Genomic DNA, 24,766 nt, shown 5'->3' on the forward strand with positions numbered 1-24,766 from the left:
ACGGCGATGTTCTCGGAGATCGGATTCGGCGCGAACAGCCGCCAGTTCTGCTGGAACAGCGGGTCGATCCAGGTGTCGATCTGCTTCGCGTAGCGCTGGGAGACCGGGTTGGCCGGGGCGTTGTAGAAGAACGTGGCGGCCAAGTGCACGGCGACGACCGCGCCCACCGCGACCGCCGTGCCGGCCACCAGTGCGCGCGACCACCAGCGAGTCGGCGGCGCCGCCGGCCCCGATCCCGATGCGCTCATCGTTCGCGAGCGTACCTGCCCGATCCGCTAATCTCCCGGGCAACGGGCGATTCAAGCAGCCACAAGGAAGTACTGGGGCGGCGATGATGACGGGGCCGGGGGCGGGATACTACGCCGATCCGTTCGCTCGCGCGCTGCTGTGCTGGTTCTTCGCGATCCTGCCGGTGATCGATGTCTTCGCACTCGGCGGAGTGTTGTGGGGCAGCCCTACCGGCAGGGGCTGCACGAGAAGTTGACGCGGACGATCAGCATCAAGGCGTAAGCGCCATCGGCGTGACGATCTTGGGAAGCAGGCCGAGGTCGGTGAGCGCGTCGACGGCCGGCGCGATACGGTAGACGGCGAAGCCGCGCAGCAGACGCCTGACACGCCGCGCGATCAGCGGGCTCAACTCCTGCACCGCGTCCACCACGTCGACCGTGTCGGTGCGGCCGAGTTCCGCGGCCACGGCACCGGAATCGGCGCCCCGCACCGCCTGCGCGGTCGCCAGCAGGATGTTGAGAATTCCGGGCAGCGAGCCGGCCTCGGCGACCGGATCGGTGTCCTGCGGCGGCTCGGTCACCGGCTGCCAGTGCCCGCAGGACCAGGAGAACGCGCACCCTTCGGCCACTGCGGCGCGGATCGCGTCGGCCATCCTCCGCTGCCCCGGCGAGTCCGAGTTCACGTGGAACCGGACGCCGCGCCCGCGCGCCCGGATCAGGGCCATGGTGTCGCGCCAGCCGTCGCCCAGGGTGAGGCCGACGCTCACCGGCACCGCGCGCGGCAGTTCGGCCAGCATGCCGAGGCTCGAGTGCGCAGCCTCCGCGCCGCGCCGGCCGAGCCCGCGGACTATATCGATCCCGTATATACGTGCACGCCGCAGCCGGTCGTCGTCCAACTGTTCGTCGGACGCCTTGTCCGCGGCCATCGCGGACTTCCAGGCGGCGAGGGCGGCGGGCGCGGCGCCGTGGATGAGCACCGGGGTGGCCGGATCCGGCACCGTGTCAGGCTTCGCCGACACCGGGGCGCGGTCCAGGTCGCGATAGGTGTCCGCCTTGACCGCGCGGCAGGCGACTGCCGGCGACGGAGTGTGCGGACGACGACCGGAAATCTTCGAGTTAGGGCGGGTCACCTGCGAAAAGTCCTCGAGGAGAGCGCCGAGCAGCACCGATGTTGACGCGGGGGACATGGGCCTCACGCTAGCGCCGGACCCCTGACCCGACAATGGATATCTGCCCGAATAGGCGTTAATTCAACATTTCATCCGCGCACGAACGCACGTTGCACGCGCCGCGCTGTCGGGAGCGGGAAATCGGTTGCGGGCCGCGGCCGGGAGCGGACAAGCTGGGAACGTCTAATAGGGAGGGTCCATGAATATTGACGGCACCATCGTGGCGGAGGCGCTTACGAAGGTGTTCCACACCACCGCGCGCGCCCGCGGCCGGCTTTCGGCCGTCCGGTCGGTCCTACGACCCGAACGGGTGGCGAAGACCGCGGTGGACGCGGTCGGCTTCCGCGTGGAGCCGGGCGAACTGGTCGCCTTCCTCGGGCCGAACGGCGCGGGCAAGTCGACCACGATCAAGATGCTGACCGGGATCCTCACCCCGACGAGCGGACGGGTCGAGGTCAACGGCCTGGTTCCATACAGGGAGCGGATCGCCAACGCCCGCAAGGTCGGCGCGGTCTTCGGCCAGCGCTCGCAGCTGTGGTGGGACCTGCCGGCACGCGACTCGCTCTCCGTCCTCGCGGACATCCACGGCGTCGGCCCGCAGGCGCTGCGGGAGCGGATCGCCACGTTCGACCGGATCCTCGAGCTGTCCGAGTTCTGGGACACCCGCGCCCGGCAGCTCTCCCTCGGCCAGCGGGTGCGCTGTGACCTGGCCGCCGCGCTGATCCACGACCCCGCGGTGCTTTACCTGGACGAGCCCACGATCGGCATGGACGTGGTGGTCAAGGAGCAGGTCCGGGAGTTCCTGCGGGACCAGGTCGAGCAGCGCGGCCGCACCGTCGTGCTCACCACCCACGACATGACCGAGGTGGAGCGGCTCGCCGAGCGGGTCGTGTTGATCAACCACGGCCGGATCGCCTACGACGGCGACCTGGACACTCTGCGCCGCACGCACGCCGACGCCCTCGACGAAGAAGCAGATCTCGAAGACGTGATGCGGCGGGCTTTCGGCGCCGGACGCACCAGTCCGGAATCACCAGAGCCCGGCACCGGATCCGCGCAGCTGAATGAGACACAGGCCGACCGGAACACGGTGACGAGCGCCGCATGATCGACGGGCAGAGTACGACCGCTGCGACACTTGCCGCGCCGCATGCCTTCGGACGCCGCACCCGCCGTCGGCGAAGCCCGCGCCCCGGTTCTCCGCCCCGCGGACCGCGACAACCCCGCCGCGCCTGGCTGGCTGCCCGGGTCACCCCGCTGACCGAGTTCTACCAGGCGGGCCGGCTCGCCTCCGCACTGTTCATGCTCACCGCACGCGGCGCGCTGACGTACTGGCTCTGGCAGGCCCTCTATCGCTCGACCTCGACGAGCGCCGGACTCAACGTGCGCCAGGCGACCACCTACGCCATGCTCGGCGTTTTCTACATGTCGTTCCGCACGGTAAACCGGTGGGGCTCCCGGGACACGATGACCCAGCACATGCTCGAGGGCACGATCGCGTACTGGTTCCTGCGCCCGGTCACGCCGCGCCGCTACTACTGCATCAGGGCCACCGGCGAACTCGCGTACGGCGCCTGCTGGGCGGCGCTGGCATACGGGATCTGTCTCACTGCCGGAGTCATCGCCCCGCCCGCCTCGGCCGCCGCCGGCCTGGCCGCCCTGGCCACCGTCGGCCTTGGCCTGGTGATCCTCTACTACCTCCAGCAGCTGATCGACCTGGCCTGCTTCTGGACCGTGGTGAACAACCAGCTGGTCCTCATGTACGAGATCGTGCAGAACGTGCTGGCCGGGGCGCTGGTGCCGCTGTGGTTCATGCCGGCCTGGTTCGTCGCGTTCGACGGCTGGCTGCCGTTCCAGGGCACGCTGAACATCCCCCTGTCCCTCTACGTCGGCCGGACCCCGGTCTCCGTGCTCGGCCGCGAACTCGCGATCCAGGCCGCGTGGATCGCCGTCCTCGCCGTGCTCGCCACGCTGATCTGGCGCCGCGCTGCCGCGCGCGTCACCGTCCTGGGAGGCTGACCTGAGCGGCGAATCCCTGGCCCCGGCCCCGTCCCCCGCCGCGCGCCTCTGGCGGCCCTGGGCCCTCTACCTGCGTATCAACCGTCTCAATCTCAAGGCGCAGGCCGCCTACCGCGGCGAGTTCATCCTCGGCGCCGTTTTCGGCGTTGTCTGGCAGGGCTCGATGATCCTCTTCGCCGGGGTGCTGCTGCTGCGGTTCCCCGGCCTCGGCGGCTGGAAGCAGGGCGATGTGCTGTTGGTCGCCTCGATGCGGCTGATCTCGCACAGCGTGTACGTGGTCTTGTTCGCCAACATCGCCAGCCTGAGCGTCTTCGTCCAGGAGGGGCGGATGGACGGTTTCCTGCTGCGCCCCATGCCGGTATACCGCCAGGTCCTGCTCACCCAGTTCCGGGTGAACGCGTTCGGCGACATGCTGGCCGGCGCCGGGATCTTCGCCGTCGCCCTGCTGCGGCTCGACATCGGCTGGACCCCGGCCAAAGCGTTCTACGTGGTCGCCGGGGTCATCGGCGGGGCGCTGGTCGAAGCCGCGCTCCAGACCCTGCTGTCGATCGCGTCGCTGCGCTTCACCGGGCTGATGACCTGGACCAGCTGGATGGACCAGACCATCTCGACCTTCGGCAACTACCCGCTCAACGTCCTGCCGGGAGCCGTGCGCGGCGGCCTGACCTTCATCTTCCCGGTCGCCTTCGTCGCGTTCCTCCCAGCGGCCGTCGTCACCGGGCACACGGCCACGACCGGCGTGCCCGTCTGGCTGACCGCCGCCTCCCCGGCAGTCGGCCTACTGCTCTTCCTCGGCGCGAAGGCGATCTGGTACCGCGCGCTGCGCTTCTACCAATCCATCGGCGGCTAGCCAGACGGCACGTTCAAAAGACAGCGCGCTTAGCGCCTAAGAGTTATAGGCAACAGTGGCGACCCCGGCGTCCGCGAAGTCCGCGAGGGCCTTCGCGAGACTGTCCGGGGCCACCGCCGCTGTCTTGTCCAGCAGGACGCGCGCCGCGAAGCCTTCGCGGACCGCGTCGAGCGCGGTCGCCCGCACGCAGTAGTCCGTCGCGATGCCCACGACATCGACCTCTGTCACGCCGTGCCCGCGCAGCCATTCCGCCAGACCCGCGCCGTCCGGGGTCGCGCCCTGGAACCCGGAGTATGCCGCCGCGTGCTCGCCCTTGCGGAACTCCGCGTCAAAGGGGAGCCCGGCGACCGCCTTGTGGAAATCCGCGCCCGATGTCCCAACGACGCAGTGGACCGGCCACGTACTCACATAGTCCGGACCCTCGGGGCCCGTAGCGAAATGGCTGCCCGGATCGACGTGGTAGTCGCGGGTGGCGACGGTGAACTCGGCCCCACCCGACCCGGATGCCACGTACTGCGCGATCTGCTGCGCCGCTGCCGTCCCGCCTGCAACAGGCAGCGAGCCGCCTTCGCAGAAGTCGTTCTGCACGTCCACCACGATCAGTGCCCTGCTCATCCCGCTGCCTCCCGACCTTCGCGGACCGTGCTGTCTTTATTGGCGGCTGTCTCTATCGGCGCTGCCTTCGATGTCCTCATGCGGAGCCCTCTTCAGCGGCGCCTCTTTCATACACGGTCGGGATCACCGGCTCGCCGCGGGAGAGCTGGGTCACCGACAGCGGCAGCTCGGCCAGCGCCGCCCGGTGCAGCGCCCGGCCCTCGTCCAGCGTCGGCGACTCGACCGGTTCGCCGTCCACGACGAACGTCCTGATCAGATTCCTGCCACGGTCGGCGAAGTCCGCGGGCGCGACGCCGATTCCGACCACCTCGTCCGACGCCACACCGTCCGCGTCTTTCCGCCGGTACGCGTACTTCACGCCGCCCAGGCTCGGCTTGTCCGGCGCCTTCTTCGCCACAGGCACCAGCGGCGCGTGCGGCGCCTCCGATTCGGCCCGCGCCACCAGCTTGTAGACCATGGACGCTGTTGGCGCCCCGCTCCCGGTAACCAACTGTGTGCCCACTCCATAGGCATCCACCGGAGCGACCGCCAGCGCCGCGATGGCGTACTCGTCCAGATCGCTGGTCACCACGATCTTCGTGGCGTGCGCGCCCAGTTCGTCGAGCTGCCGCCGTACCCGGTGCGCCATCCACAGCAGGTCGCCCGAGTCGAGCCGCACCGCGCCGAGATCCGGCCCGGCCACGTCCACCGCGGCCCGCACCGCCTCGGCGACGTCGTACGTGTCCACCAGAAGCGTCGTGCCCTTGCCGAGCGTCGCGACCTGAGTCTGGAACGCCTGCCGCTCCGTGTCGTGAACCAGGGTGAAGGCGTGCGCCGCAGTGCCCTGCGTCGGGATTCCGTACCGGAAGCCCGCCTCGAGGTTCGAGGTCGAGGCGAATCCGGTCAGATACGCCGCCCGCGCGCTTGCCACCGCCGCCTGCTCGTGCGTGCGCCGCGATCCCATCTCGATGCATGGACGCCCGGCTGCCGCCGACACCATCCGCGACGCCGCCGCCGCGATCGCCGAATCGTGGTTCAGCACCGACAGCACGACCGTCTCGAGCAGCACCGCCTCAGCGAAGGTCCCCTCCACCGTCAGGATCGGCGACTGAGGGAAGTAGCACTCACCCTCGGCATAGCCGCGCACGGTACCGCGAAAGCGGTAGCCGGCCAGCCAATCCAGCGTCGGCCGGTCGACCACGCCGGTCCGGTCGAGAAAGGCGAGCTGCGCGTCGTCGAACCGGAAGGCGGCGATCGCCTCCAGCACCCGAGCCGTCCCCGCCACGACCCCGTACCGGCGGCCGTCCGGCAGCCTGCGCGCGAACACCTCGAAGACCGAGCGGCGATGGGCCGCGCCGCTGCGCAGCGCCGCCTGGAGCATCGTCAGCTCGTAATGGTCCGTCAGCAGGGCCGAGGAAGGGGCGTCCGCCGCCCCACTTATCGTCACCATGACGCTAAGCCTACCCCTCGGCGCCGACTCTGTCGCGCCGCCCATCGCCACGGGTGTGAGACGCCGCTCGGATGATGCAAAGATGGGACGGTGACCAGTGCACCGGTTGAAGTCGAACGGCCGGACGTCGAAGGTGTGACCGAACCCGTCGAGGACGCCGAACGGTCGTGGACCACCATCGTGTGGAACGACCCGATCAACCTCATGAGCTACGTCACGTATGTCTTCGAGACGTACTTCGGTTATCCGAAGCCGAAGGCCCACAAGCTCATGCTCGACGTACACCACCGCGGCAAGGCCGTCGTCGCGAAGGGCGGCCGCGAGGAGATGGAGCGCGACGTGTCCGCCATGCACTCCTACGGCCTGTGGGCCACCCTCCAGCGGGCATGACCGTCCCGACCGATTGAGGCGCGCCGATGCCTTTTTTCCGAAAGGACAAGCCATCCGTGATCGCGGCGTTCACCCGCGGCCCTGAGCACACGGTGCTCGTCGACTTCCGCGCGCCCGAGGCCGGGCTGCTCGCGGACCTGCTGCGCGACCTGCTCGCGCTGCTCGACGAGGACAGCCTGTCCGCCCCCGCCGCCGCCGACGCGCCCTCCCGGAACACCGACCCGCTCGCCGCCGAACTCGGGCTCGAAGACCTCGGCGACGATCTCGGCCTGGGCGACCTCGGCTCGACCACGCCGGTCTCGCAGCCGCAGGACCCGGCGCTGGCGCGGCTGTTCCCCGACGCCTACCCCGACGACCCGGAGGCCGCGGCTGAATTCCGCCGCTACACCCAGGCCGACCTCGGCGCCGAGCGCCGCCGCCGGGCCTCCGTCGCGGTCGCGTCGCTGGCGCGCATCCACGGCGGCGGGCGGCTGAGCCTGTCCGAGAAGGAGGCGCTCGCCTGGCTCGGCGCGCTCAACGACATGCGCCTCGTGCTCGGCACCCGGCTCGAGATCACCGACGACGACCAGGAGCCCGGCCAGGAGTTCGGCCCCGACGATCCGCGCTCGGCGTACGTCCCGGTCTACTACTACCTCGGGTACCTCCAGGAGACCCTGGTCGAGGCACTTTCCCCGTAAAGCCCTACGCTGGACGGGTGTTGACCATCGATCAGGCGATCTACGACGCCATCGTCGCCCACGCCCGCGCCGACCATCCCGACGAGGCGTGCGGCGTGGTGGCCGGCCCCGAGGGCTCCGATCGGCCGACCCGCCTCGTGCCCATGGCCAACGCCGAGCGCTCGCCCACCTTCTACGCCTTCGACTCCATGGAGCAGTTCAAGGTGTGGCGCGAGATGGACGACCGCGATGAGGAGCCGGTGGTCATCTACCACTCGCACACCGCCACCGAGGCGTATCCGTCGCGCACCGACGTCAACCTGGCCTCCGAACCGGGCGCCCACTACGTGCTGGTCTCCACCCGGGACACCGACGGCCTCGGCGAGTTCCAGTTCCGCTCGTTCCGCATCGTCGGCGGCGAGGTCACCGAGGAAGAGGTCACCGTCACCGGATCGGACCTGGGGGGTGCTTGAAAAGTCTCGTCGGGCCCGCGACGCCTGCTGTGTGTTCGGCTCGCGGGTGGAACCGGGGTTGTGGGGCGGCTGTAGCTCGTGCCGCGGGGAAAGGCGCCCCGCGGCACGAGCTTTCGCCGCCACCCCGGCCCCACCCGCGAGCGGCACGCTCGCTGCGTTGGCGAAGCGCCCACATATTCCCGATATGAGGGAGCTCCGCCGCCTTGCGATCGCACGCGTCAGACGCCGCGGGCTTATCCGACGATACTTTTCAAGCACCCCCACCGTGACGGTTCGGCAACGGTCCGGGCACTCGCCGTTCCCCGGACGGCGCCGCGACCGTGCGGCCCCGTACCATCGTCACCGGGGGAACCGGCCGACTTCTCGGAGGGGTTGAGCGCTATGCGGCGACTCGCCTCGGTGCCAGTCTTCACAAGGCGGTATCGGCGCGCGACCTGCTGGTGGGCCGGTACCCGGCTGCTGCTTCTGCTGTGGTCGCTGCAGGCGCTTCCCTACTTCTCGCGCGGGTCCGTGCTCGGCGACGTGGTGATCTACAAGGGTTGGGCTTCGACCCTGACGGCCGGCTCGTTCCCCTCGGGCGACTCCCAGTGGCAGTACCCGCCGGGCGCCGCCTTCGTCATGCTGATCCCCAAGCTCCTGGCCAAGACCGGGATCGGCTACGTCAACTCGTTCTTCTTCTTCGCCCTGGCCGCGGACGCGGTGGTGTTCCTGCTACTGATCGGGCAGGCCGAGCGGATCGCCGCCGAGTCCCGGCGACTCCCGCACCAGGCCGGGGTGTGGGCCTGGGTCATCGGCGGCGTCGCGCTCGGCCCGATCATGTTCATGCGCTACGACGTCATCGTCACGGCGGTCGCGGTCGCCGGCCTGCTCGCGGTGGTGCGGACGAACGGGAAGCGGTCCGCCGAGCGGGCCGAACGCCGCACGTGGGAGCTGCGCGGCGCACTGCTCGGCCTCGGCGCGATCGTCAAGGTCTGGCCGGCCGTGCTGCTGCTCGGGCTGCCGCCCAAGCCGCGTGGGCGCCGCGCCCTCGCCTCCGCCGTGGCCTGCGCGGTCGTCGTCTCCGGGCTGCTGGCCGCGGCGCTGCCGGGCGCGATGTCGTTCCTCGGCCACCAAGGCGACCGCGGCATCGAGATCGAGGCGGTGCTCGCCTCGCCGTTCATGATCGCCTCCTGGTTCGGCTATCCGGTGCACACCGTGCACAAGGACGGCAACTTCCAGCTCGCCGGGCACGGCACCGGCCTGGTCGGCTCGGCCGCGATCTTCCTGACGCTGGTCGGCTTCGCGGTCGTGCTCTGGTGGAGGGTGCGTCGCTTCCGGCCGGAGCGCTGGACCCCCGGCCTCATGTACGACATCGGCTTCACCACCCTGCTCATCATGGTGGTGACCAGCCGGGTGCTCAGCCCGCAGTACCTCATCTGGCTGATGGGCCTGGCCGCGCTGTGCCTCGCCGAGGACGGCCCCGGCCGCCGGGGCACGCTCATGGGGGTCCCGGCGCGCATGGTCATGGGCTGCACGCTGGTCAGCCAGATCGAGTTCCCGCTGCTGTTCGCGCAGGTCATGTACCACGGCTTCTGGGGCACGGCGCTGGTCGCGGCGCGTAACCTGGTGCTGCTGGCGGCCACGCTGATCGCCTTGCGCAAGCTGTGGACCGCCACCACCGTCGAGTCCGAGGAAACGGCGCCCGCCCCCGAGGCACCCGGGGACGACCACCCCGTCCTGGCTCCGGCTGGGGCGCCGCGCCCACAATCCGGGAGCGTCCAAGAGGCCTAGGCACTATCATCACGCGCGGATCTGGGCGGACTTGGCCCAGGGCTACGGGGGCCACTGAGAGGGAGCGATGAGCGAATCGTCAACCCGGCACGCGGTCGGCGGCACCGCCACCGCGCCGGGAGCGAGTCCGCCGTCGCTCGACGCGTCTCTCGGCCGCGGGGGCGGCTCCAGGCGTTGGTCCGGGCCGCGGCGCTGGATCAGCGAGGTCATCGAGTTCGTCTACCGGCTGGCCGGATCCACCCTGGCCACGCCAAAGGTAGCGGTCGGCGTCTCGCTCGCGGGCATCGTCCTGATCATGATCGTGGGCATCCTCTCGCCCAACTTCAACACCCTTCCGCCCAACTACTCCGGCGACCCGACCAAGCTCAAGCCGGTGGTCCTGCCGCTGTCCGGCCACCTGTTCTCGCTGCCCTGGTACTTCTCGTTCCCGCTGACCTACCTGGCGATCGTGGCGCAGTGCCTGGGCCTGGCCGGGCTGCTGTGGGCCAACAGCCGCGGCTGGCGGCCGAACCCGCGCCACCTGTTCCTCGCCGCCTGCGTGATCGTCGCCATCATGGTCAACATCACGCCGGTCGGCTCCTCCGACGCGGCGAGCTACGCGGCTTACGGCTGGTTGGCGCACCACGGCTTCGATCCGTACACCAACGGGCCGATCATCCTCGGGCAGGGGAACGAGTACACGAAGGCCGTCGGTCCGATGTGGACATCGACCCCTTCCGTGTACGGGCCGCTGGCGACGTGGATCCAGGAGTTCGCCGCCGGGCTGGGCGGCATCGGGCGTCCCGGGGTCACCGTCCACTACCTGATGATCTTCAACGGCGCAGTCTTCCTCGCCGTCGGCTACTTCCTGCTCAAGACCTCGACCGACCCGGTCCGCGCCTCGCTCATGTGGGTCGCGAACCCGGTGCTGATCCAGCAGCTGGTCGCCGGCGGCCACCTGGACACCTACGTCGCCGCCGCGTGCGTCGTCGGGGTGCAGATCGCCCGGGGTGGCAATCGCGGCTGGCGATATCTGGCGGCCGGAGCGGCGGTCGGCGTCGCGTGCGCCTTCAAGGTCAACGCCGGGCTGGTGGGCGTGGGCCTGGCCTGGGCACTGGTGATGCGCCGGGACTGGTGGAACATCGTGCGCCTCGCCGTCGGCGGGATCGGCGCCGTCGTGGCCTTCTACTCCACGTACGGGCTGCATGCGTTCAACCAGTTGCTCTCGGCGTCCGGACTGGTCGCGACGCCGTCCCCGTGGCGCGCGTTCCAGCTGGTCACGCAAGGGGTCTTCACCGTCTTCGGGCACGAGTCGCTGGGCAAGTCGATCGGCGGGGTGGCCACCTCGATCGCCTGGCCGATCTTCATGGTCGTGCTGGCGGTCTTCATCTACCGCAGGTTCTCGCCGGACCAGCCCGCCGTCGTCACCGTGCCGTTCGCGCTCGCGTTCGCGTGGATCGTCGCCGCACCCTGGTCGCTGCCCTGGTACGCGGCGCTGGCCTGGGTCATCCTGGCGCTGCTGCCGCGCAACCCGATGACCAGATGGCTGACGCTGGCGACGGTGTTCCTGGCGCTTATGCACTCCTCGGGCGGCGGTCCCGCTCCATGGGCGACCACGTAGCCGACAGGCCGGAATCGATACGATGGTGGCCGCGTTCCTTTTCGGTGTGCCCCCGGCCGCCGTGCGTCCGAGTCCACCCCTAGGAGCAGTCAGCTATGTCCGTCCAGGTCTCCATCCCGACCATCCTGCGCAGCTACACCGACGGAGCGAAGCGCGTCGAGGCCGAGGGCAAGACCCTCGACGAGCTGATCGCCGACCTCGAGACCCGGCACCCGGGCATCGGCGCGCGCCTGATCGAGAACGGTGAGCTGCGCCGCTTCGTGAACGTGTACTTGAACGACGAGGACGTGCGTTTCACCGGAGGTCTGGCCACGCCGCTGTCGGACGGCGACGCGGTCACCGTGCTGCCCGCCGTGGCCGGCGGCGCGCGCTAAAGCCACGCCGGATCCGGAACCGGACGGAATCGCGACCATGCGCTACGACTCCCTGCTCGACTCGCTCGGCCACACCCCGCTCGTCGGCCTGCCGCGCCTGTCGCCCTCCCCGGAAGTCCGCATCTGGGCGAAGCTGGAGGACCGCAACCCGACCGGCTCGATCAAGGACCGCCCGGCCCTCGCCATGATCGAGGCGGCGGAAGCCGAGGGACGGCTCACGCCGGGTGCCACGATCCTCGAGCCGACCAGCGGCAACACCGGGATCTCGCTGGCGATGGCGGCCAAGCTCAGGGGCTACAAGCTCATCTGCGTGATGCCGGAGAACACCTCGGAGGAGCGGCGCCAGCTGCTGCGGATGTGGGGCGCCGAGATCATCCCGTCCCCGGCGGCCGGCGGGTCCAACGAGGCCGTCCGGGTCGCGAAGGGACTGGCAAAGGAGCATCCCGACTGGGTCATGCTCTACCAGTACGGCAACCCGGCCAACGCGGGATCGCACTACGCGGGTACGGGCCCGGAGATCCTCGAGGACCTGCCGACCATCACGCACTTCGTGGCCGGACTCGGCACCACCGGCACGCTCATGGGTGTAGGCCGCTTCCTGCGCGAAAAGGTCCCCGGCATCCAGATCGTGGCCGCCGAACCGCGCTACGACGACCTGATCTACGGCCTGCGGAACCTCGAAGAGGGCTTCGTCCCAGAGCTCTACGACGACGACGTCCTCACCACCCGCTACTCCGTGGGCTCGGCGGACGCGCTGCGCAGAACCCGCGAACTGCTCGCGGTCGAGGGCATCTTCGCCGGGATCTCGACCGGCTGCGCCCTCCACGCGGCACTCGGCCTCGCGAAGAAGGCGCACGACGCGGGCGAACGCGCCGACATCGCGTTCATCGTCGCCGACGGCGGATGGAAGTACCTGTCCACCGGCGCATATGAGGGCACGTTGGACGAGGCCGAGGACCGCCTCGAGGGTCAGCTCTGGGCCTAACAGGCTCCTGAGCTCAGGCCTCTGCCCCGCATCCGTGCCACCTGCGCACTCGCCTGTCCGCGACCCCTGCCTCCTGTCTCCCGCTCCCACCCCCCATTTCCCCCTTACCGTCCCGCTTGTCCTATGGTTTGCGGGTGGCTGACGCACCAATCGGAATCTTCGACAGCGGCTTCGGCGGCCTGAACGTCGCCCGGGCCGTCCTCGACCAGCTCCCGCACGAGCCGATCCTCTACCTCGGCGACACGGCCCGGCAGCCGTACGGTCCCCGAGCGATCGCGCAGATCCGCCGGTATTCGCTCGAATGTCTCGACCTGCTGGTCGACCACGGCGTCAAGATGCTGGTGATCGCGTGCAACTCGGCGAGTTCCGCGGTGCTGCGCGACGCCCGCGAGCGGTATTCCGTGCCCGTGGTCGAGGTGATCAATCCGGCCGCCCGGCACGCGGTCGCCGCCACCCGCAACGGCCGCGTCGGGGTGATCTGCACCCAGGCGACGAAGACGTCGATGTCGTACGAGGACGCGTTCGCCGCCGCGCCGCACATCCGGCTGACGATCCAGGCCTGCCCGCGCTTCGTGGAGTTCGTCGAGGAAGGCGTCACCGCGGGCGAGGAGCTGATCAAGGTCGCGCACGAGTACCTCGACCCGGTCGCCGAGGCAGGCGTCGACACCCTCGTGCTCGGCTGTACCCACTATCCGCAGCTCACCGGCGTGATCTCGTACGTGATGGGCGAGGACGTCGCGCTCATCTCCAGCGCCGAGGAGATCGCGAAGGACGTCTACCGTCGCCTCGCCGGGCTGGGCCTCATGCGCGACGAGACGCTGCCCGCTCCGGTGCACGAGTTCCGCACGACAGGGGATCCCGAGCAGTTCAAGGAGATCGGCAGGCGCTTCTTGGGACCTGAGCTGAGCCACGTCTCGGCGGCGACTACGCTCGACCCATGACTCAGGGAACATCCGCCGCGTCGTCGGGGGCCGGCACCCGTGCCGATGGACGTCTTCCGGACCAACTGCGCGCCGTCACCATCACCCGCAACTGGCTCGACCACGCGGAGGGCTCGGTGCTGGTCGAGTTCGGCCGCACCCGGGTGCTGTGCGCCGCGTCCGTGACGGAGGGCGTTCCACGGTGGCGCAAGGGATCCGGGCTCGGCTGGGTGACCGCCGAGTACTCGATGCTGCCGCGCGCGACCCACGAGCGGTCGGACCGCGAGTCGGTGAAGGGCCGGATCGGCGGGCGCACCCACGAGATCTCGCGGCTGGTCGGCCGGGCGATCCGCGCCGTCGTGGACTACAAGGCGCTCGGCGAGAACACGATCGTGCTGGACTGTGACGTCCTTCAGGCAGACGGCGGCACCCGCACCGCGGCGATCACCGGAGCCTACGTCGCGCTCGCTGACGCGGTGACCTGGCTGCGCGAGCACGGTGCTCTGCGCGCCGGAAAGGAACCGCTGACCGGCTCGGTGGCGGCAGTCTCGGTCGGGATCGTCGGCGGCGTGCCGATGCTCGACCTCTGCTACGAAGAGGACGTGCGGGCCGAGACGGACATGAACGTGGTCTGCACCGGCGACAGCCGCTTCGTCGAGGTCCAGGGGACCGCCGAGGGCGCCCCCTTCGACCGCACCGAGCTCGATGTGCTGCTCACGCTGGCCACCGCCGGCTGCGCGGACCTGACGGCCCTTCAGCGCAAGGCCCTCGGCCAGTGACGGCTCCCGAGGTCGTGCTCGCCACCCGCAACCCCCACAAGATCGTCGAGTTGCGCGAGATCCTGGCCCAGACCGGCGTAGAGGTGCGGCTAGTCGGGCTCGACCGTTTTCCCGATCTGCCGGAAGTCCCGGAAACGGGTCTGACCTTCGCCGACAACGCCTTGCTCAAGGCGTCCGACGTGGCGCACCGAACCGGCCTGCCCGCGATCGCGGACGACTCAGGTCTCTGTGTCGACGTGCTCGGCGGAATGCCGGGGATCTTCTCGGCGCGCTGGTCGGGCAAGCACGGGGATGACGCAGCGAACCTGGACCTCCTGCTCGCCCAGATCTCCGACGTCGCCGACGAGCACCGCCAGGCCCACTTCGCCTGCGCCGCCGCTCTCGTCATCCCGGAAGTCCCAGGGCTAGGGCAGTCAGGCTCGCCGGCGCAGGTGGTGCGCGAGGGCCGCATCCACGGCACCCTCCTGCGCGAGCGCCGGGGCGAGAACGGCTTCGGCTACGACCCGATCTTCCTCCCGGACGGCTACGACCGGACCACCGCCGAGATGCCGCCCGAGCAGAAGAACGCCATCTCGCATCGCACCCGCGCGTTCCAGGCGCTCGCCAAGGACCTCGCCGAACTGCTCTGAAGCCACATCCCGAGCCGTTGCCTCACGACCGCCCGTCACTCCGCCCGCCGGGATGACGGGCGGTCGTCTTAAAGCGTCCGTTTAGCGGACGTTTCCCCGTGTTCACGCTCAGATGGTCACAGTTTCATAACTGGTCTAGACCGCGACGCCATCTGGTATAGACCAGACCGGACCGCCTGGCCTACGGTGACGCTCACTCCGGCAACTCGGGCATCCCCTCGGTGAAAGGCAGTCCCAATGAAGCGACGTCTCGCTGCGGCAGCGGTGATCGGGCTAAGTGCTTCGGTGACCATCGCGGCTTGCGGTTCCTCTTCTCCGGCGTCGTCGAGCGGCAGCGGCTCCGGCGGCAAGACCACCATCAAGATCGTGGCCGCGGACTACGGTACCGGGGCCTCCAACACCTCGCAGACCTACTGGCAGAACGTCGCCAGCGACTTCTCGAAGCAGAACCCGAACATCACCGTCGACGTGCAGACCATCGACTGGAACGACCTGTCCTCCAAGGTCCAGACGATGGTCCAGAACAAGCAGTACCCGGACATCCTCGAGGGCCTCACCTTCGCCCAGTACGTGCAGGACGGCATCGCGTATAAGGCGTCGGACGTGCTGGACTCGGCCACGCTCTCCAACATCAGCCCGATCTTCGCGAAGGCCGGCCAGGTCAGCGGCACCGAGTACGGCATCCCGTGGACCACCTCGTCCCGCGCGTTCTTCTACAACAAGAAGCTCTTCACGCAGGCCGGGATCACCGCCGCGCCGACCACCTGGGACCAGCTCAAGGCCGACGCGCTGCAGATCGCGCAGAAGACCGGCAAGACGGGCTTCGGACTTCCGCTCGGCTCCGAGGAGGCCCAGGCCGAGTCGCTGCTGTGGTTCCTCGGCAACGGCGGCGGTCTCACCGACGCCTCCGGCCAGTACGCGATCAACTCGGCGCAGAACGTGGCGACCTACCAGTACCTGCAGGGTCTGGTGAAGGCCGGCGCCACCGAGCCCGACCCGGCCACCAAGAACCGCACCGACCTGTGGCAGCAGTTCGCCCAGGGCAATATCGGCATGATCAACGGCTCGCCGGCGCTCATCCCGATCATCCAGAAGGCCGGCGTGCTCGCCGACTCCGACTACGGCGTCGTCGCGGTCCCGGGTAAGACCGGCCCGCTGACCTCGACCGTCGGCGTCGCGGACTACGTGGTCGCGCTCAACACGAACAGCCACCAGGACGCGGTCAAGGCGTTCCTCGACTTCGCCTACAACGACACGAACCAGCTCGCGTTCGACAACGAGTACGACCTGCTGCCCGCCACCACCTCGGCGTCCAACACCATGGCGCAGAACCCGCTGTTCGCCGGCTTCCTGAAGAACCTGCCGACCGCGACGCTGTACCCGAGCGCGCAGGCCAACTGGTCCACCGTGCTGACCGCGATCCAGAAGCAGATCGGCACCGCGATCACCGGCGACCCGAAGACCGTGCTCGACCAGATCCAGCAGACCGCGACCTCTGGTCAGTAAGCACCAGCGGACGAGGTCCAGATGACTCCGCACCGGGCGCGAGGCACGCGGTCAAGTGCCGCGCGCCCGGTCAGAGCAACCCGCGCACGCCCGGTCGGCCGACGCCCGGGCGTGCGCGGCCGCCGGATCCCAGACGGGGCCGGTTGTTCGGATGCCGCGTTCGGCAGTTCGACCGGCGGTAGCGGTCGCCGGACGTCGTGTGTGGCGCGGTGCTCGATGCGTCCGCCCGGCTCGATCGTGATCCTTTGACCCGCCGCGCGTCCGGCGCGGTCACTTCGGGAGTTGACATGCTCGAGAATCCCTCGCGGTCGCTGCCCGCGCCGTCGCCCGCGCGACGACTCGGCCGCGCCGCCGCCTCCGCCGCCACCACCATCGGCTGGGTCGGACCGGCGACCGCGCTGATCGCCTTCGCGGTGGCCTGGCCGGTCTACGAGATGTTCAAGATCTCGTTCCAGCACTACAGCCCGGACGGCTTCCTGCTCGGCTCGGCCGGCGGCAAGAACTACACCAAGCTCTTCCAGGACCCGAACTTCGGCCCCGTCATGGAGCGCACCGTCGTCTGGGTCCTCGCGGTCGTCGGTCTGACGGTGCTCATCTCGCTGGCCGTGGCTCAGCTGTTCAACCAGCGCTTCCCGGGCCGCCGCGTCGCTCGGTGGGCCCTCATCGCGCCCTGGGCCGCGTCGGTCATGATGACCGCCATCATCTTCCGCTGGATGCTCGACCCGAACACCGGCGTGATCAACGTCCTGCTGCGCCAGCTCGGCATCGTCTCCAAGCTCGGCACCACCCAGGCCGACTGGCTCGGCCGCCCCGACGCCGCGTTCGCCTGGATGATCGTGGTCGCCGTGTTCGTGTCGATCCCGTTCACCTCCTACACCCTGCTCGCCGGGCTCCAGACGATCCCGGGCGAGGTGTACGAGGCGGCGAAGATCGACGGCGCCTCCGCGCTGCACACGTATTGGCACATCACGCTGCCGCTGCTGCGCCCCGCGCTGACCGTCGCGGCCCTGATCAACGTGATGAACGTGTTCAACTCCTTCCCGATCATCTGGGAGATGACCCGAGGCGGCCCCGGCTACGAGACCAACACCTCGACGGTCTACATGTTCAATCTCAAGCAGAACTTCATCGGTGAGTCGGCCGCGCTCTCGGTCGTCAACTTCGCCGTGATCATCGTGATCGTCGCGGTGTTCCTCCGGGCGAGCAACTGGAAGAAGGAGGTGGCCTGACCATGGCAGCGACCACCGCCGTCGCCCCGAAGGCCGCGGCCCGCCCCGTCCAGCAGGCCCCGCGCCGCGGCCTGCCGCGGCTGCGCACCATGTTGATCGCCGCCGCCGCGTACATCGTCGCGGTCATCTTCATCCTGCCGTACCTGGAGATGACGCTCACCGCGCTGCGCCCGCCGAACGAGCTCCTCGACGCCGACTACTTTCCGCACCACCTCGCCTGGTCGAACTTCACCTCGCTCTGGTCGACCGGTATCGGGACGAATCTGCGCGTCTCGCTCGAGGTCGCCGGGGGAGCGACCGCGCTCGTGCTCCTCGTGGCGATCCCGGCTGCGTACCACACGGCGCGCCGCCGGTTCCGCGGCCGCACCGCGTTCCTGCTGGTCGTGCTGATCACGCAGATGTTCCAGCCCACCGCGCTGGTGGTCGGCATCTACGGCCAGTACAACGCGCTCAATCTGATCGACAACGTCGGCCCGCTGATCCTGATCAACGCGGGCTTCAACATGGCCTTCGCGATCTGGATCCTCAACGCCTACTTCGGCGCGATCCCCAAGGAGCTCGAAGAGGCCGCGCTGGTGGACGGCTGTACCCGGCTCGGCGCGATGTTCCGGGTCATCCTCCCGCTGGCGCTGCCCGGCATCGTGACCGCCCTGATCTTCACCTTCATCGCGGCCTGGAACGAGTTCATCGTCGCCCTCACCCTGACCTCGAGCCCTGCCAACGAACCGCTCACCGTTGGTCTGAACAACTTCATCGGCGCCTACTCGGTCGACTGGCAGCACCTGTTCGCCGGCTCCGTGATCGCGACCATCCCGGTCATCGTCCTGTTCGCCCTGATCGAGCGGAAGGTCGTCTCGGGCCTGACCGCGGGCTCGGTCAAATAGCGAATGGCCGCCAGTTAGCAGCCCGGTACGATGACGGTGCGCGCGAGTGGTGTAACGGCAGCCACGCCAGCCTTAGGAGCTGGTGTCCGAGAGGACGTGCGGGTTCGAGTCCCGCCTCGCGCACCCGCTTCTAAACGACCGCCTGCGCACGAAAACCGGCTCGGCACGACGCAATAACGATCCTGGCTTGCCGCCAGGCGGACGTTGGCGCAGATGGCAGCGGCCCCGCAGGCGGATCGAGGGGCCTGCGGGGCCGCTGGCGCGCGGGGCTGGGGGCCGCGCCTGTGGATATTCGGTGACGAGCTTCGGTCAGTGGCTCACACGGTCTGGACGACCTGGTCGAACTCCAGTCGCGGGTTGCGCGGGAACCAGGCGTTCTCGCCCGGGCGGCCGACGTTGACCACGACCAGGCTCTTGAGGTCGGAGCCGGCGAAGAACTCCTTGTCCACGCCCTCGGCGTCGAAGCCGGTCATCGGCCCGGCGGCCAGCCCGGCCGCGCGCACGCCGAGGATGAAGTAGCCGACCTGGAGCAGCGCGTTGAACTTCGCCGTCTCGAACCGGCGCGGCTGGTCCTTGAACGCGGCCTGAGCCCCGGCGAAGTGCGGGAACTGGGTCGGCAGGTGCTCGTGGAACTCCGGGTCGTAGGCCAGGATGACGCTGAGCGGGGCCGTACTGGTCTTGGCCTTGTTGCCCTCGGACATGTGCCGCACCAGGCGCTCGCGGGCCTCTGGGGTGCGCACGAGGACGATGCGGAGCGGCTGGACGTTCATCGACGTCGGGGCATACTTCACGAGGTCGTAGATCGCGGCGACCTGGTCGTCCGACACCGGCTCCGCGGAGAAGGCGTTCGCTGTCCGAGCCTCACGGAACAGCAGGTCCTGCGCGGTCTTGTCGAGCTCGAGGACGTCGGTCGTGGCCTGCATAGTGTTTCAACTCCTTGTTGGGCGGCGCGTTGTTCGACCCTCTCAACTAAGTTGAAACTTGAACTATTCCCGAGGTGGAGGGCGGGCCGTCAGCCGGAGATGGCGCCCCGGGCGAGGGCGCGCGAGGCCCCGGCGACGATCGCGATGCCGAGGATCCAGCCCAGGTAGGGGAGGCCCATCGCCACGACGGTCGCGAAGCCGTGCGACTGGAACGCGTCCGCCTGCCCGAAGTGGACGATCGGAACGAACAAATCCGCGGCGTAGAGCGCCGGGTAGTAGACGACGTGGTCGTCCGGGCGGATCTGCTCCGGGCGCCAGACGGCGAAGAAGAAGCTCGCGGCGACCTGGATCATCAGGCTGAAGCCGATGGCCCGCGCCGGCCGGTAGCCGTATCCGACGAGTGTGCCGAAGATCACGCTGACGAAGCGCTCCCACGGGGTGCCGGTGGCCCGGCGGGCCCGCTCCTTCTCCATGAGGATCAGCCGGGCCTCTTCGTCGTGCCCGAGCGCGCGGTAGTAGGCGGCCATGAACTCGAATGGCTGGGCGCGATACCCGCCCACCTGCCGCCTGAGGAGGTCTATGCGCTCCTTAGCGGGGCGGTAGGGGTCGATCGCGTTGTACGTGAGGCCGTCGAGCAGTACCTCGCGCGGCCATGCATGGGAGCCCTCGTCGCGGATCGTCGCGATCGTGGCGTGGTAGAGCGAGAGCGGCCCGGTGTCCCTAGCCATGCCGAGTAGGTCGAGGTGACCGCCGATCGTCACGCCGATAAGGCGCACCTCTCCCTCGGACCGGAATCCGCGGTTCAGGTACAGCCCGCGCGAGATCTGCATGCCACCGCAGTGCAGCGCCGGCTCGTCGTCGTTCGAGCGCACGTTCGAGCCGCGGAACGTCACGATCCCGCCGAACCGGGCGCCGACCAGGATGACCGCTCCGTCGGCGGAGAAGCCCTGGTCGAACAGGCCGTCGCCGACCGCCTCGAAGGCTTCGCCGACGAACGCGAAGCTCGGTGTGTCGGTGATTCGCGTGCGGCTTAGGTACAGCTGGCTGCCGCACGACGCCCCCGGCATGCGGACCTGACCGTGGATCGTCGCGTCTGACATGATGATCGACCGGCCGACGCGTGCGCCGCCCATGGTGAGTGCCTCGCCGCCGGGCTGGGAGAGCTCGCAGCCGTTCATCCGGAGAATCGCGCCGATGTTCGCGCCGATCAGCCGGATCGGACCGAAGCACCGCAGGTCCCGCGCGGACAGATCGGTGTCCACGGTGATCTCGTCCAAGCGCAGCGCCAGCGCGGAATCGCCGGTGACCGTCGCGCCGTCCAGCTTGAGGGAACCCCGGATCCGCGCACCGTCAGCGATGATGCGGCCGGTATGCGAGCCGGTGAGGTCTATGGACATAGCTACCGACTCATCGATGCGCACCGTGTCTTCGATCCAGCTGTGCCTCAGGGTGAGCGGGACGTCGATCCGGCCGTGTCGTAGTTCCATCTGCCCGACGACGCGGGCTCCGACGACCCGGACCCCCGCGGTCCGCCCGGGTATTGGTGCTCGGGCGCCGAGCAGCAGGGCGCAGATTACCTTCGCCTGGATGGTGCGGTCCGGGCCCCATTCGGCCGCCCGTGCGGGATCGTCGAGGGCGGAGTCGCCCGAGGAGTAGTTGACCGTGTCGCCGTACGGGAACGCCCCCCAGAGCCGCTGCTCGGCCTCTGAGAGCTGGCCGAGCCACTCGGGTATCTCAGACCCATCCCCCGCCTCTCGCTCCTGCCCCGGCCCCTGCTGGCTCTCCGCCGCGATCGTCACCCGGATATGGTGGCGCATGATCGTCCTGAGAGCTGACCGGGACCCGAAGGCGGCTGTTAGATCGCGCGGTGGGGAGAAAGACGTTCCCCGCCGTGCGGTCTTTCGCCGTCGCCCTGGTCAGCTCTAAGGACCCGCACGACCAGCCGCGTGCGGCGCCGGGAGCCCCGTCGGGGGCCTCCGATCGGGGCGGGTTTCTCCGGGGCCTGTCATGGGCCCCGCGTTCCCGCACGTTGCCGACTCAGGCCACTCCGCCGGGGGAAACCCGATTTCATCTTGGCGTGCCGGACGTGTATGGTTTTCCTCGCTTGCCCCAATAGCTCAGTCGGCAGAGCGTCTCCATGGTAAGGAGAAGGTCTACGGTTCGATTCCGTATTGGGGCTCTGTGATCGGCGGCCCGCCCTGACGTTTGACTTACGACGAGCGTCGCCCGGCGGGCTTTCGTCGATCATGGCGGTGTAGCTCAGTTGGCAGAGCAAGCGGCTCATAATCGCTGTGTCACCGGTTCAAGTCCGGTCACCGCTACCCGTAGCAGCGCGGACGGCTAGGGCACCCTGGTGGATCAGGTAGCCTAGAGCAGTTCGCTTATCAGTCAAATCCGTCTGCCCGTAAGTAGGAGTCGCTCCCGTGGCCGCTACCGACGTCCGCCCGAAGATCACGCTGGCCTGCGTGGAGTGCAAGGAGCGGAACTACATCACCAAGAAGAACCGGCGCAACAACCCGGACCGTCTCGAGCTGAAGAAGCACTGCCCGCGGTGCAACAAGCACACCGCGCACCGCGAGACCCGGTAGTCTTCCGCCGGCGCGAGCCTTCGCCTTCCAGGAGCCGTCCACGCAGCGCGCCGCGTGGGCGGTTTCTCGTGCGCCGAGTGCGTGCTTGGGACTCGTGGACATGCGCTGCGCATAGGTACCTGCGGTCCGCTGGGAGTGGCGCCGCGGTAAGGGAGTGGAGAGGGGCCGGGCAATGCCGTTGGACCCGTCGTACGTGGGCCGCACGTATCCCCCGACTGCGGAGTACGAGGTCGGCCGGGAGAAGATCCGCGAGTTCGCCAAGGCTGTGGGCGACCTGCATCCGGCTTATCTGGACCCGGAGGCGGCCAAGGCGCTCGGGCATCCGGACGTGATCGCCCCGCCCACTTTCCCGATCATCATCTCGCTGCCTGCCGCCCAGCAAGTCGTCGCCGATCCAGCGCTCGGCCTCGACTGGGCCCGGGTCGTGCACGGCGACCAGCGCTTCGTGTACGAGCGCCCGATGCGCCCCGGGGACCGGATCAGCGCGGTGGTCCGGGTCGACTCGATCAGGAGCATGTCGGGCAACGATATGATCAACCTCATTGCCGAGTTGCGCACGCCTGAGGGCGAACTCGTCTGCACGGCGTACACGCTGCTCGTCGCCCGCGGCCCCGACGACGAGTCCGAGTCACCGTCCGGCGCCGCCGCGGCCGGCGCGGGGGAGGACTGATGACTGCGCCCCGGTATGAAGAGCTGACGGTCGGCACTCAGTTGCCGCCGCGCGACTTCCCGGTCCGCCGCGCCGATCTGGTGCGCTACGCCGGTGCGTCGGGCGACGACAACGAGATCCACTGGAACGAGCGGGTGGCACGCGAGGTCGGGCTGCCGAACGTGATCGCGCACGGTATGTTCACCATGGCCCAGGCGGTCCGGCTGCTCACCGACTGGACCGGCGACCCGAGCGCCGTCGTCGAGTACGGCGTCCGGTTCACCAGGCCGGTGATCGTCCCGGACGACGGCGTCGGAGCGGTGATTCAGGTCTCGGGGAAGGTCAGCGCGCTGCTCGGGGACAACAAGGTGCGCGTGGACCTCACCGCCATCAGTGATGGGCAGAAGGTGCTCGGCAAGGCCGTTGCAGTGGTGCGGCTGCCTTAGGGAGCCGCAGCGCTGCGAGAAAGCAGGCAAGACGCGAATCAGGGCCGGGGATAACCCGGCCCTGATCCATTCAAGATCGACGTCCGCTCAAGATCCGTTGACGTTGGAGTCAGCGTCGACCGTCGCGGGCTCGTCGACGCGGCGCGAACGCAGCTGGTGTCCCACGCTGGTGAGGCACTTCCCACTGGCGAGGTCGAACTTCCAGCCGTGCAGCTGGCAGGTCAGCGTCTGGTCCTCCACCACGCCGAAGCGGGTCAGGTCCGCCTTAAGGTGCGGGCAGCGCCTTTGGACAACCCAGTCGCCCATGGTGATGTCTTCAGCGTCTGAGCTGCGTTCGTGCTCGTCGTACCAGCCTTCTGCGTATTGCAGCCGTTCCTCGGACTGGCACTTGAAGAACGAGTAGACGAATTCGTTGTACTGACCGATTCGGGTGGCGGTGAACCGACAGGACAGGAACAGCGAGTTCGACCAGTCGACCTCGCCGGTGAACAGCAGGTGCTCAATGAGGCGCTTCTCGGTGCGGAACTTGTAGCGCACCTTCTCGTCGGCGTACGGGCGCACCTCGCCGTTCGGGAAGTCCACCACGATCGACTCGACCACCTTGCCGTCCGGGTCCGTCAGCTCGAGCTGCACGGGTCCGCCGACGCCCTTGGCCATGTAGATCGACTCTTCCAGCAGCGGTTCGATCTGCCGCTTCAGGCCCTCCAGCACGTCGATCTCCGGATGCGCCCAGGTGAGCTTGGCCGCCTCGATGACCGGCCGCTGCCGCTCCTGGTACGCGCGCAGATGACGCTCCTTGTCCGCGAAGAACGCGTCCACGTCCGGGACGGGGTGGATGGTCGAGCAGCCGCCCGCGGTGAGTTGAGAGACTGAGCCGGGCAGCAGGATGTGCGCGTTCTCGCCGCCGACCTTGGCGTATTCGACCACGAACTCGTGCTGGTCGGGGAAGATGTTGCCCTCGTCGCCGAAGATGTCGTTGAACTGCCAGAGGCTGTCGTCCAGGAAGCACGGCGGCCCGGCGATCGGGAAGACGTGGGCGGCCTTGAGGTCGTCGATGTACCGGAAGGTGCGGTCGTACTGCCGCTCCCGCTTCTGCTTGCCGAACGCCGTCTTCGCGTTCTGCGGCAGGTCGTAGACCATCGGGTACCAGATCGCGCCGGAGAACTGGAGCAGGTGCGCGTGCACCGGGCCGAGCTCGGCGAAGCGGGTCAGGTCGCTCGGGCGGGCGTCGTTCTGGTTCAGCAGGCGCACGCCGTCGTATTCCACCCAGAGCGACGAGTCGCCGATCGGCCCGTCGGTGGGCGAGATCAGCGCCTGGACCATGACGTTCAGGCCGCCGTCGAGCTCGACCACCTCGTCGCTGACGGTCCGCAGGAAGCGGGTGAAGCCCAACTCGCGCAACTCGTTCTCGAGCTCGTCGGTCGGGTACTCGGGCAGCAGGACGGTGGCCTGCTTGGAGATGTACCGGCTGAGGTGTGCCGCGTCGAAGTGGTCGCGGTGCAGATGGCTGACATACAGGTAGTCGACCCGGCCCAGCGCTTCCCAGTCGAGCCCGGAGTTGTCCGGGAAGGGGAACCACGACGCGAAGAAGGCGGGGTTGACCCAGGGGTCGCACAGGATGCTTCCGGCGGGCGTGTCGATCCGCATCCCGGCATG

Annotated in this window: 26 protein-coding genes and 3 tRNA genes; 22 read left to right on the plus strand and 7 right to left on the minus strand. The window is 69.0% G+C overall.

Going from position 1 to position 24,766, the window contains the following annotated elements; genetic code table 11:
* Both VGZ32_RS09865 and VGZ32_RS09870 read right to left on the minus strand, forming a co-directional pair.
* A partial coding sequence (locus tag VGZ32_RS09865) for a DUF5819 family protein (RefSeq protein WP_326885598.1) occupies positions 1-248 on the minus strand: 248 nt, incomplete at its 3' end.
* Positions 249-499: 251 nt separating this feature from the next.
* A complete protein-coding gene (locus VGZ32_RS09870; protein ID WP_326885599.1) occupies positions 500-1,414 on the minus strand; it encodes a hypothetical protein in 915 nt (304 codons plus the stop codon).
* Between the two features lie 187 nt (positions 1,415-1,601).
* Here VGZ32_RS09870 and VGZ32_RS09875 point away from each other — a divergent pair, with 187 nt between their 5' ends.
* The 3 genes from VGZ32_RS09875 to VGZ32_RS09885 all read left to right on the plus strand — a co-directional run bounded on the left by VGZ32_RS09875 (position 1,602) and on the right by VGZ32_RS09885 (position 4,265).
* Entirely contained in the window at positions 1,602-2,504 is a 903-nt protein-coding gene (locus VGZ32_RS09875) for an ABC transporter ATP-binding protein (protein WP_414642525.1), read from the plus strand.
* Positions 2,501-3,415 (plus strand): ABC transporter permease, encoded by a 915-nt coding sequence (locus VGZ32_RS09880; protein ID WP_326885601.1) that lies wholly within the window; start codon positions 2,501-2,503, stop codon positions 3,413-3,415. Before VGZ32_RS09875 ends, VGZ32_RS09880 begins: the two co-directional genes overlap by 4 nt.
* A gap of 76 nt (positions 3,416-3,491) precedes the next feature.
* A complete protein-coding gene (locus VGZ32_RS09885) occupies positions 3,492-4,265 on the plus strand; it encodes an ABC transporter permease (RefSeq protein ID WP_349263549.1) in 774 nt (257 codons plus the stop codon).
* Between the two features lie 36 nt (positions 4,266-4,301).
* On the opposite strand, the gene VGZ32_RS09890 is transcribed toward VGZ32_RS09885, so the two are convergent.
* Both VGZ32_RS09890 and VGZ32_RS09895 read right to left on the minus strand, forming a co-directional pair.
* On the minus strand, positions 4,302-4,880 hold the full coding sequence (locus tag VGZ32_RS09890) for an isochorismatase family protein (RefSeq protein ID WP_326885602.1): 579 nt from the start codon (positions 4,878-4,880) through the stop codon (positions 4,302-4,304).
* Positions 4,881-4,956: 76 nt separating this feature from the next.
* Complete coding sequence (locus VGZ32_RS09895) at positions 4,957-6,309, minus strand: nicotinate phosphoribosyltransferase (RefSeq protein ID WP_326885603.1); 1,353 nt, start codon at positions 6,307-6,309, stop codon at positions 4,957-4,959.
* A 90-nt stretch (positions 6,310-6,399) separates the two neighbouring features.
* On the opposite strand from VGZ32_RS09895, the gene clpS reads away from it, so the two are divergent.
* The 14 genes from clpS to VGZ32_RS09965 all read left to right on the plus strand — a co-directional run bounded on the left by clpS (position 6,400) and on the right by VGZ32_RS09965 (position 18,627).
* Positions 6,400-6,699, plus strand: coding sequence for an ATP-dependent Clp protease adapter ClpS (gene clpS, locus VGZ32_RS09900; protein ID WP_326885604.1), 300 nt, complete (start codon positions 6,400-6,402; stop codon positions 6,697-6,699).
* A gap of 26 nt (positions 6,700-6,725) precedes the next feature.
* Positions 6,726-7,376 (plus strand): DUF2017 domain-containing protein, encoded by a 651-nt coding sequence (locus VGZ32_RS09905; RefSeq protein ID WP_326885605.1) that lies wholly within the window; start codon positions 6,726-6,728, stop codon positions 7,374-7,376.
* A 17-nt stretch (positions 7,377-7,393) separates the two neighbouring features.
* Positions 7,394-7,828 carry a M67 family metallopeptidase gene (locus VGZ32_RS09910; protein WP_326885606.1) on the plus strand — a complete coding sequence of 145 codons (435 nt, stop codon included), beginning with the start codon at positions 7,394-7,396 and terminating at the stop codon, positions 7,826-7,828.
* Between the two features lie 399 nt (positions 7,829-8,227).
* The gene (locus VGZ32_RS09915; RefSeq protein WP_326885607.1) at positions 8,228-9,598 is read left to right on the plus strand and encodes a glycosyltransferase family 87 protein; all 1,371 of its coding nucleotides are present in this window, start codon (positions 8,228-8,230) and stop codon (positions 9,596-9,598) included.
* A 67-nt stretch (positions 9,599-9,665) separates the two neighbouring features.
* The gene (locus VGZ32_RS09920) at positions 9,666-11,198 is read left to right on the plus strand and encodes a hypothetical protein (protein ID WP_326885608.1); all 1,533 of its coding nucleotides are present in this window, start codon (positions 9,666-9,668) and stop codon (positions 11,196-11,198) included.
* 95 nt (positions 11,199-11,293) lie between these two features.
* Positions 11,294-11,572, plus strand: a complete 279-nt coding sequence (locus VGZ32_RS09925; RefSeq protein ID WP_326885609.1) for a MoaD/ThiS family protein — start codon at positions 11,294-11,296, stop codon at positions 11,570-11,572.
* Between the two features lie 37 nt (positions 11,573-11,609).
* A complete protein-coding gene (locus VGZ32_RS09930; protein ID WP_326885610.1) occupies positions 11,610-12,557 on the plus strand; it encodes a cysteine synthase in 948 nt (315 codons plus the stop codon).
* A 134-nt stretch (positions 12,558-12,691) separates the two neighbouring features.
* Positions 12,692-13,498: a glutamate racemase gene (gene murI / locus VGZ32_RS09935; protein WP_326885611.1), complete on the plus strand. Its 807-nt coding sequence runs from the start codon at positions 12,692-12,694 to the stop codon at positions 13,496-13,498.
* A complete protein-coding gene (gene rph, locus VGZ32_RS09940; RefSeq protein WP_326885612.1) occupies positions 13,495-14,256 on the plus strand; it encodes a ribonuclease PH in 762 nt (253 codons plus the stop codon). The genes murI and rph overlap by 4 nt, the downstream gene beginning before the upstream one ends.
* Entirely contained in the window at positions 14,253-14,885 is a 633-nt protein-coding gene (gene rdgB, locus VGZ32_RS09945; protein ID WP_326885613.1) for an RdgB/HAM1 family non-canonical purine NTP pyrophosphatase, read from the plus strand. The genes rph and rdgB overlap by 4 nt, the downstream gene beginning before the upstream one ends.
* Before the next feature lie 237 nt (positions 14,886-15,122).
* Entirely contained in the window at positions 15,123-16,391 is a 1,269-nt protein-coding gene (locus VGZ32_RS09950; protein WP_326885614.1) for an extracellular solute-binding protein, read from the plus strand.
* 287 nt (positions 16,392-16,678) lie between these two features.
* Positions 16,679-17,620: a sugar ABC transporter permease gene (locus VGZ32_RS09955; protein ID WP_326885615.1), complete on the plus strand. Its 942-nt coding sequence runs from the start codon at positions 16,679-16,681 to the stop codon at positions 17,618-17,620.
* Between the two features lie 2 nt (positions 17,621-17,622).
* Positions 17,623-18,504 (plus strand): carbohydrate ABC transporter permease, encoded by an 882-nt coding sequence (locus VGZ32_RS09960; RefSeq protein WP_326885617.1) that lies wholly within the window; start codon positions 17,623-17,625, stop codon positions 18,502-18,504.
* 40 nt (positions 18,505-18,544) lie between these two features.
* A tRNA-Leu gene (locus VGZ32_RS09965) sits at positions 18,545-18,627 on the plus strand.
* 194 nt (positions 18,628-18,821) lie between these two features.
* Here VGZ32_RS09965 and VGZ32_RS09970 read toward each other — a convergent pair.
* Positions 18,822-19,427 carry a malonic semialdehyde reductase gene (locus VGZ32_RS09970; RefSeq protein WP_326885618.1) on the minus strand — a complete coding sequence of 202 codons (606 nt, stop codon included), beginning with the start codon at positions 19,425-19,427 and terminating at the stop codon, positions 18,822-18,824.
* A gap of 89 nt (positions 19,428-19,516) precedes the next feature.
* Complete coding sequence (locus VGZ32_RS09975; protein ID WP_326885619.1) at positions 19,517-21,226, minus strand: hypothetical protein; 1,710 nt, start codon at positions 21,224-21,226, stop codon at positions 19,517-19,519.
* Between the two features lie 307 nt (positions 21,227-21,533).
* Here VGZ32_RS09975 and VGZ32_RS09980 point away from each other — a divergent pair.
* From VGZ32_RS09980 to VGZ32_RS10000, 5 genes are all read left to right on the plus strand, one after another.
* A tRNA-Thr gene (locus VGZ32_RS09980) sits at positions 21,534-21,606 on the plus strand.
* 69 nt (positions 21,607-21,675) lie between these two features.
* Positions 21,676-21,748, plus strand: a tRNA-Met gene (locus VGZ32_RS09985).
* A 102-nt stretch (positions 21,749-21,850) separates the two neighbouring features.
* Entirely contained in the window at positions 21,851-22,015 is a 165-nt protein-coding gene (gene rpmG / locus VGZ32_RS09990; protein WP_326885620.1) for a 50S ribosomal protein L33, read from the plus strand.
* Between the two features lie 172 nt (positions 22,016-22,187).
* A complete protein-coding gene (locus VGZ32_RS09995) occupies positions 22,188-22,685 on the plus strand; it encodes a MaoC family dehydratase N-terminal domain-containing protein (RefSeq protein WP_326885621.1) in 498 nt (165 codons plus the stop codon).
* Positions 22,685-23,110 carry a MaoC family dehydratase gene (locus tag VGZ32_RS10000; protein WP_326885622.1) on the plus strand — a complete coding sequence of 142 codons (426 nt, stop codon included), beginning with the start codon at positions 22,685-22,687 and terminating at the stop codon, positions 23,108-23,110. Before VGZ32_RS09995 ends, VGZ32_RS10000 begins: the two co-directional genes overlap by 1 nt.
* Positions 23,111-23,197: 87 nt before the next feature.
* Here VGZ32_RS10000 and VGZ32_RS10005 read toward each other — a convergent pair.
* Positions 23,198-24,766 (minus strand): Rieske 2Fe-2S domain-containing protein (locus VGZ32_RS10005; protein ID WP_326885623.1); only part of this gene is annotated, 1,569 nt, incomplete at its 5' end.

The sequence above is a fragment of the Actinocrinis sp. genome (assembly GCF_035938995.1).
In the GTDB taxonomy this organism is placed as follows: Bacteria; Actinomycetota; Actinomycetes; order Streptomycetales; family Catenulisporaceae; genus DASZGI01.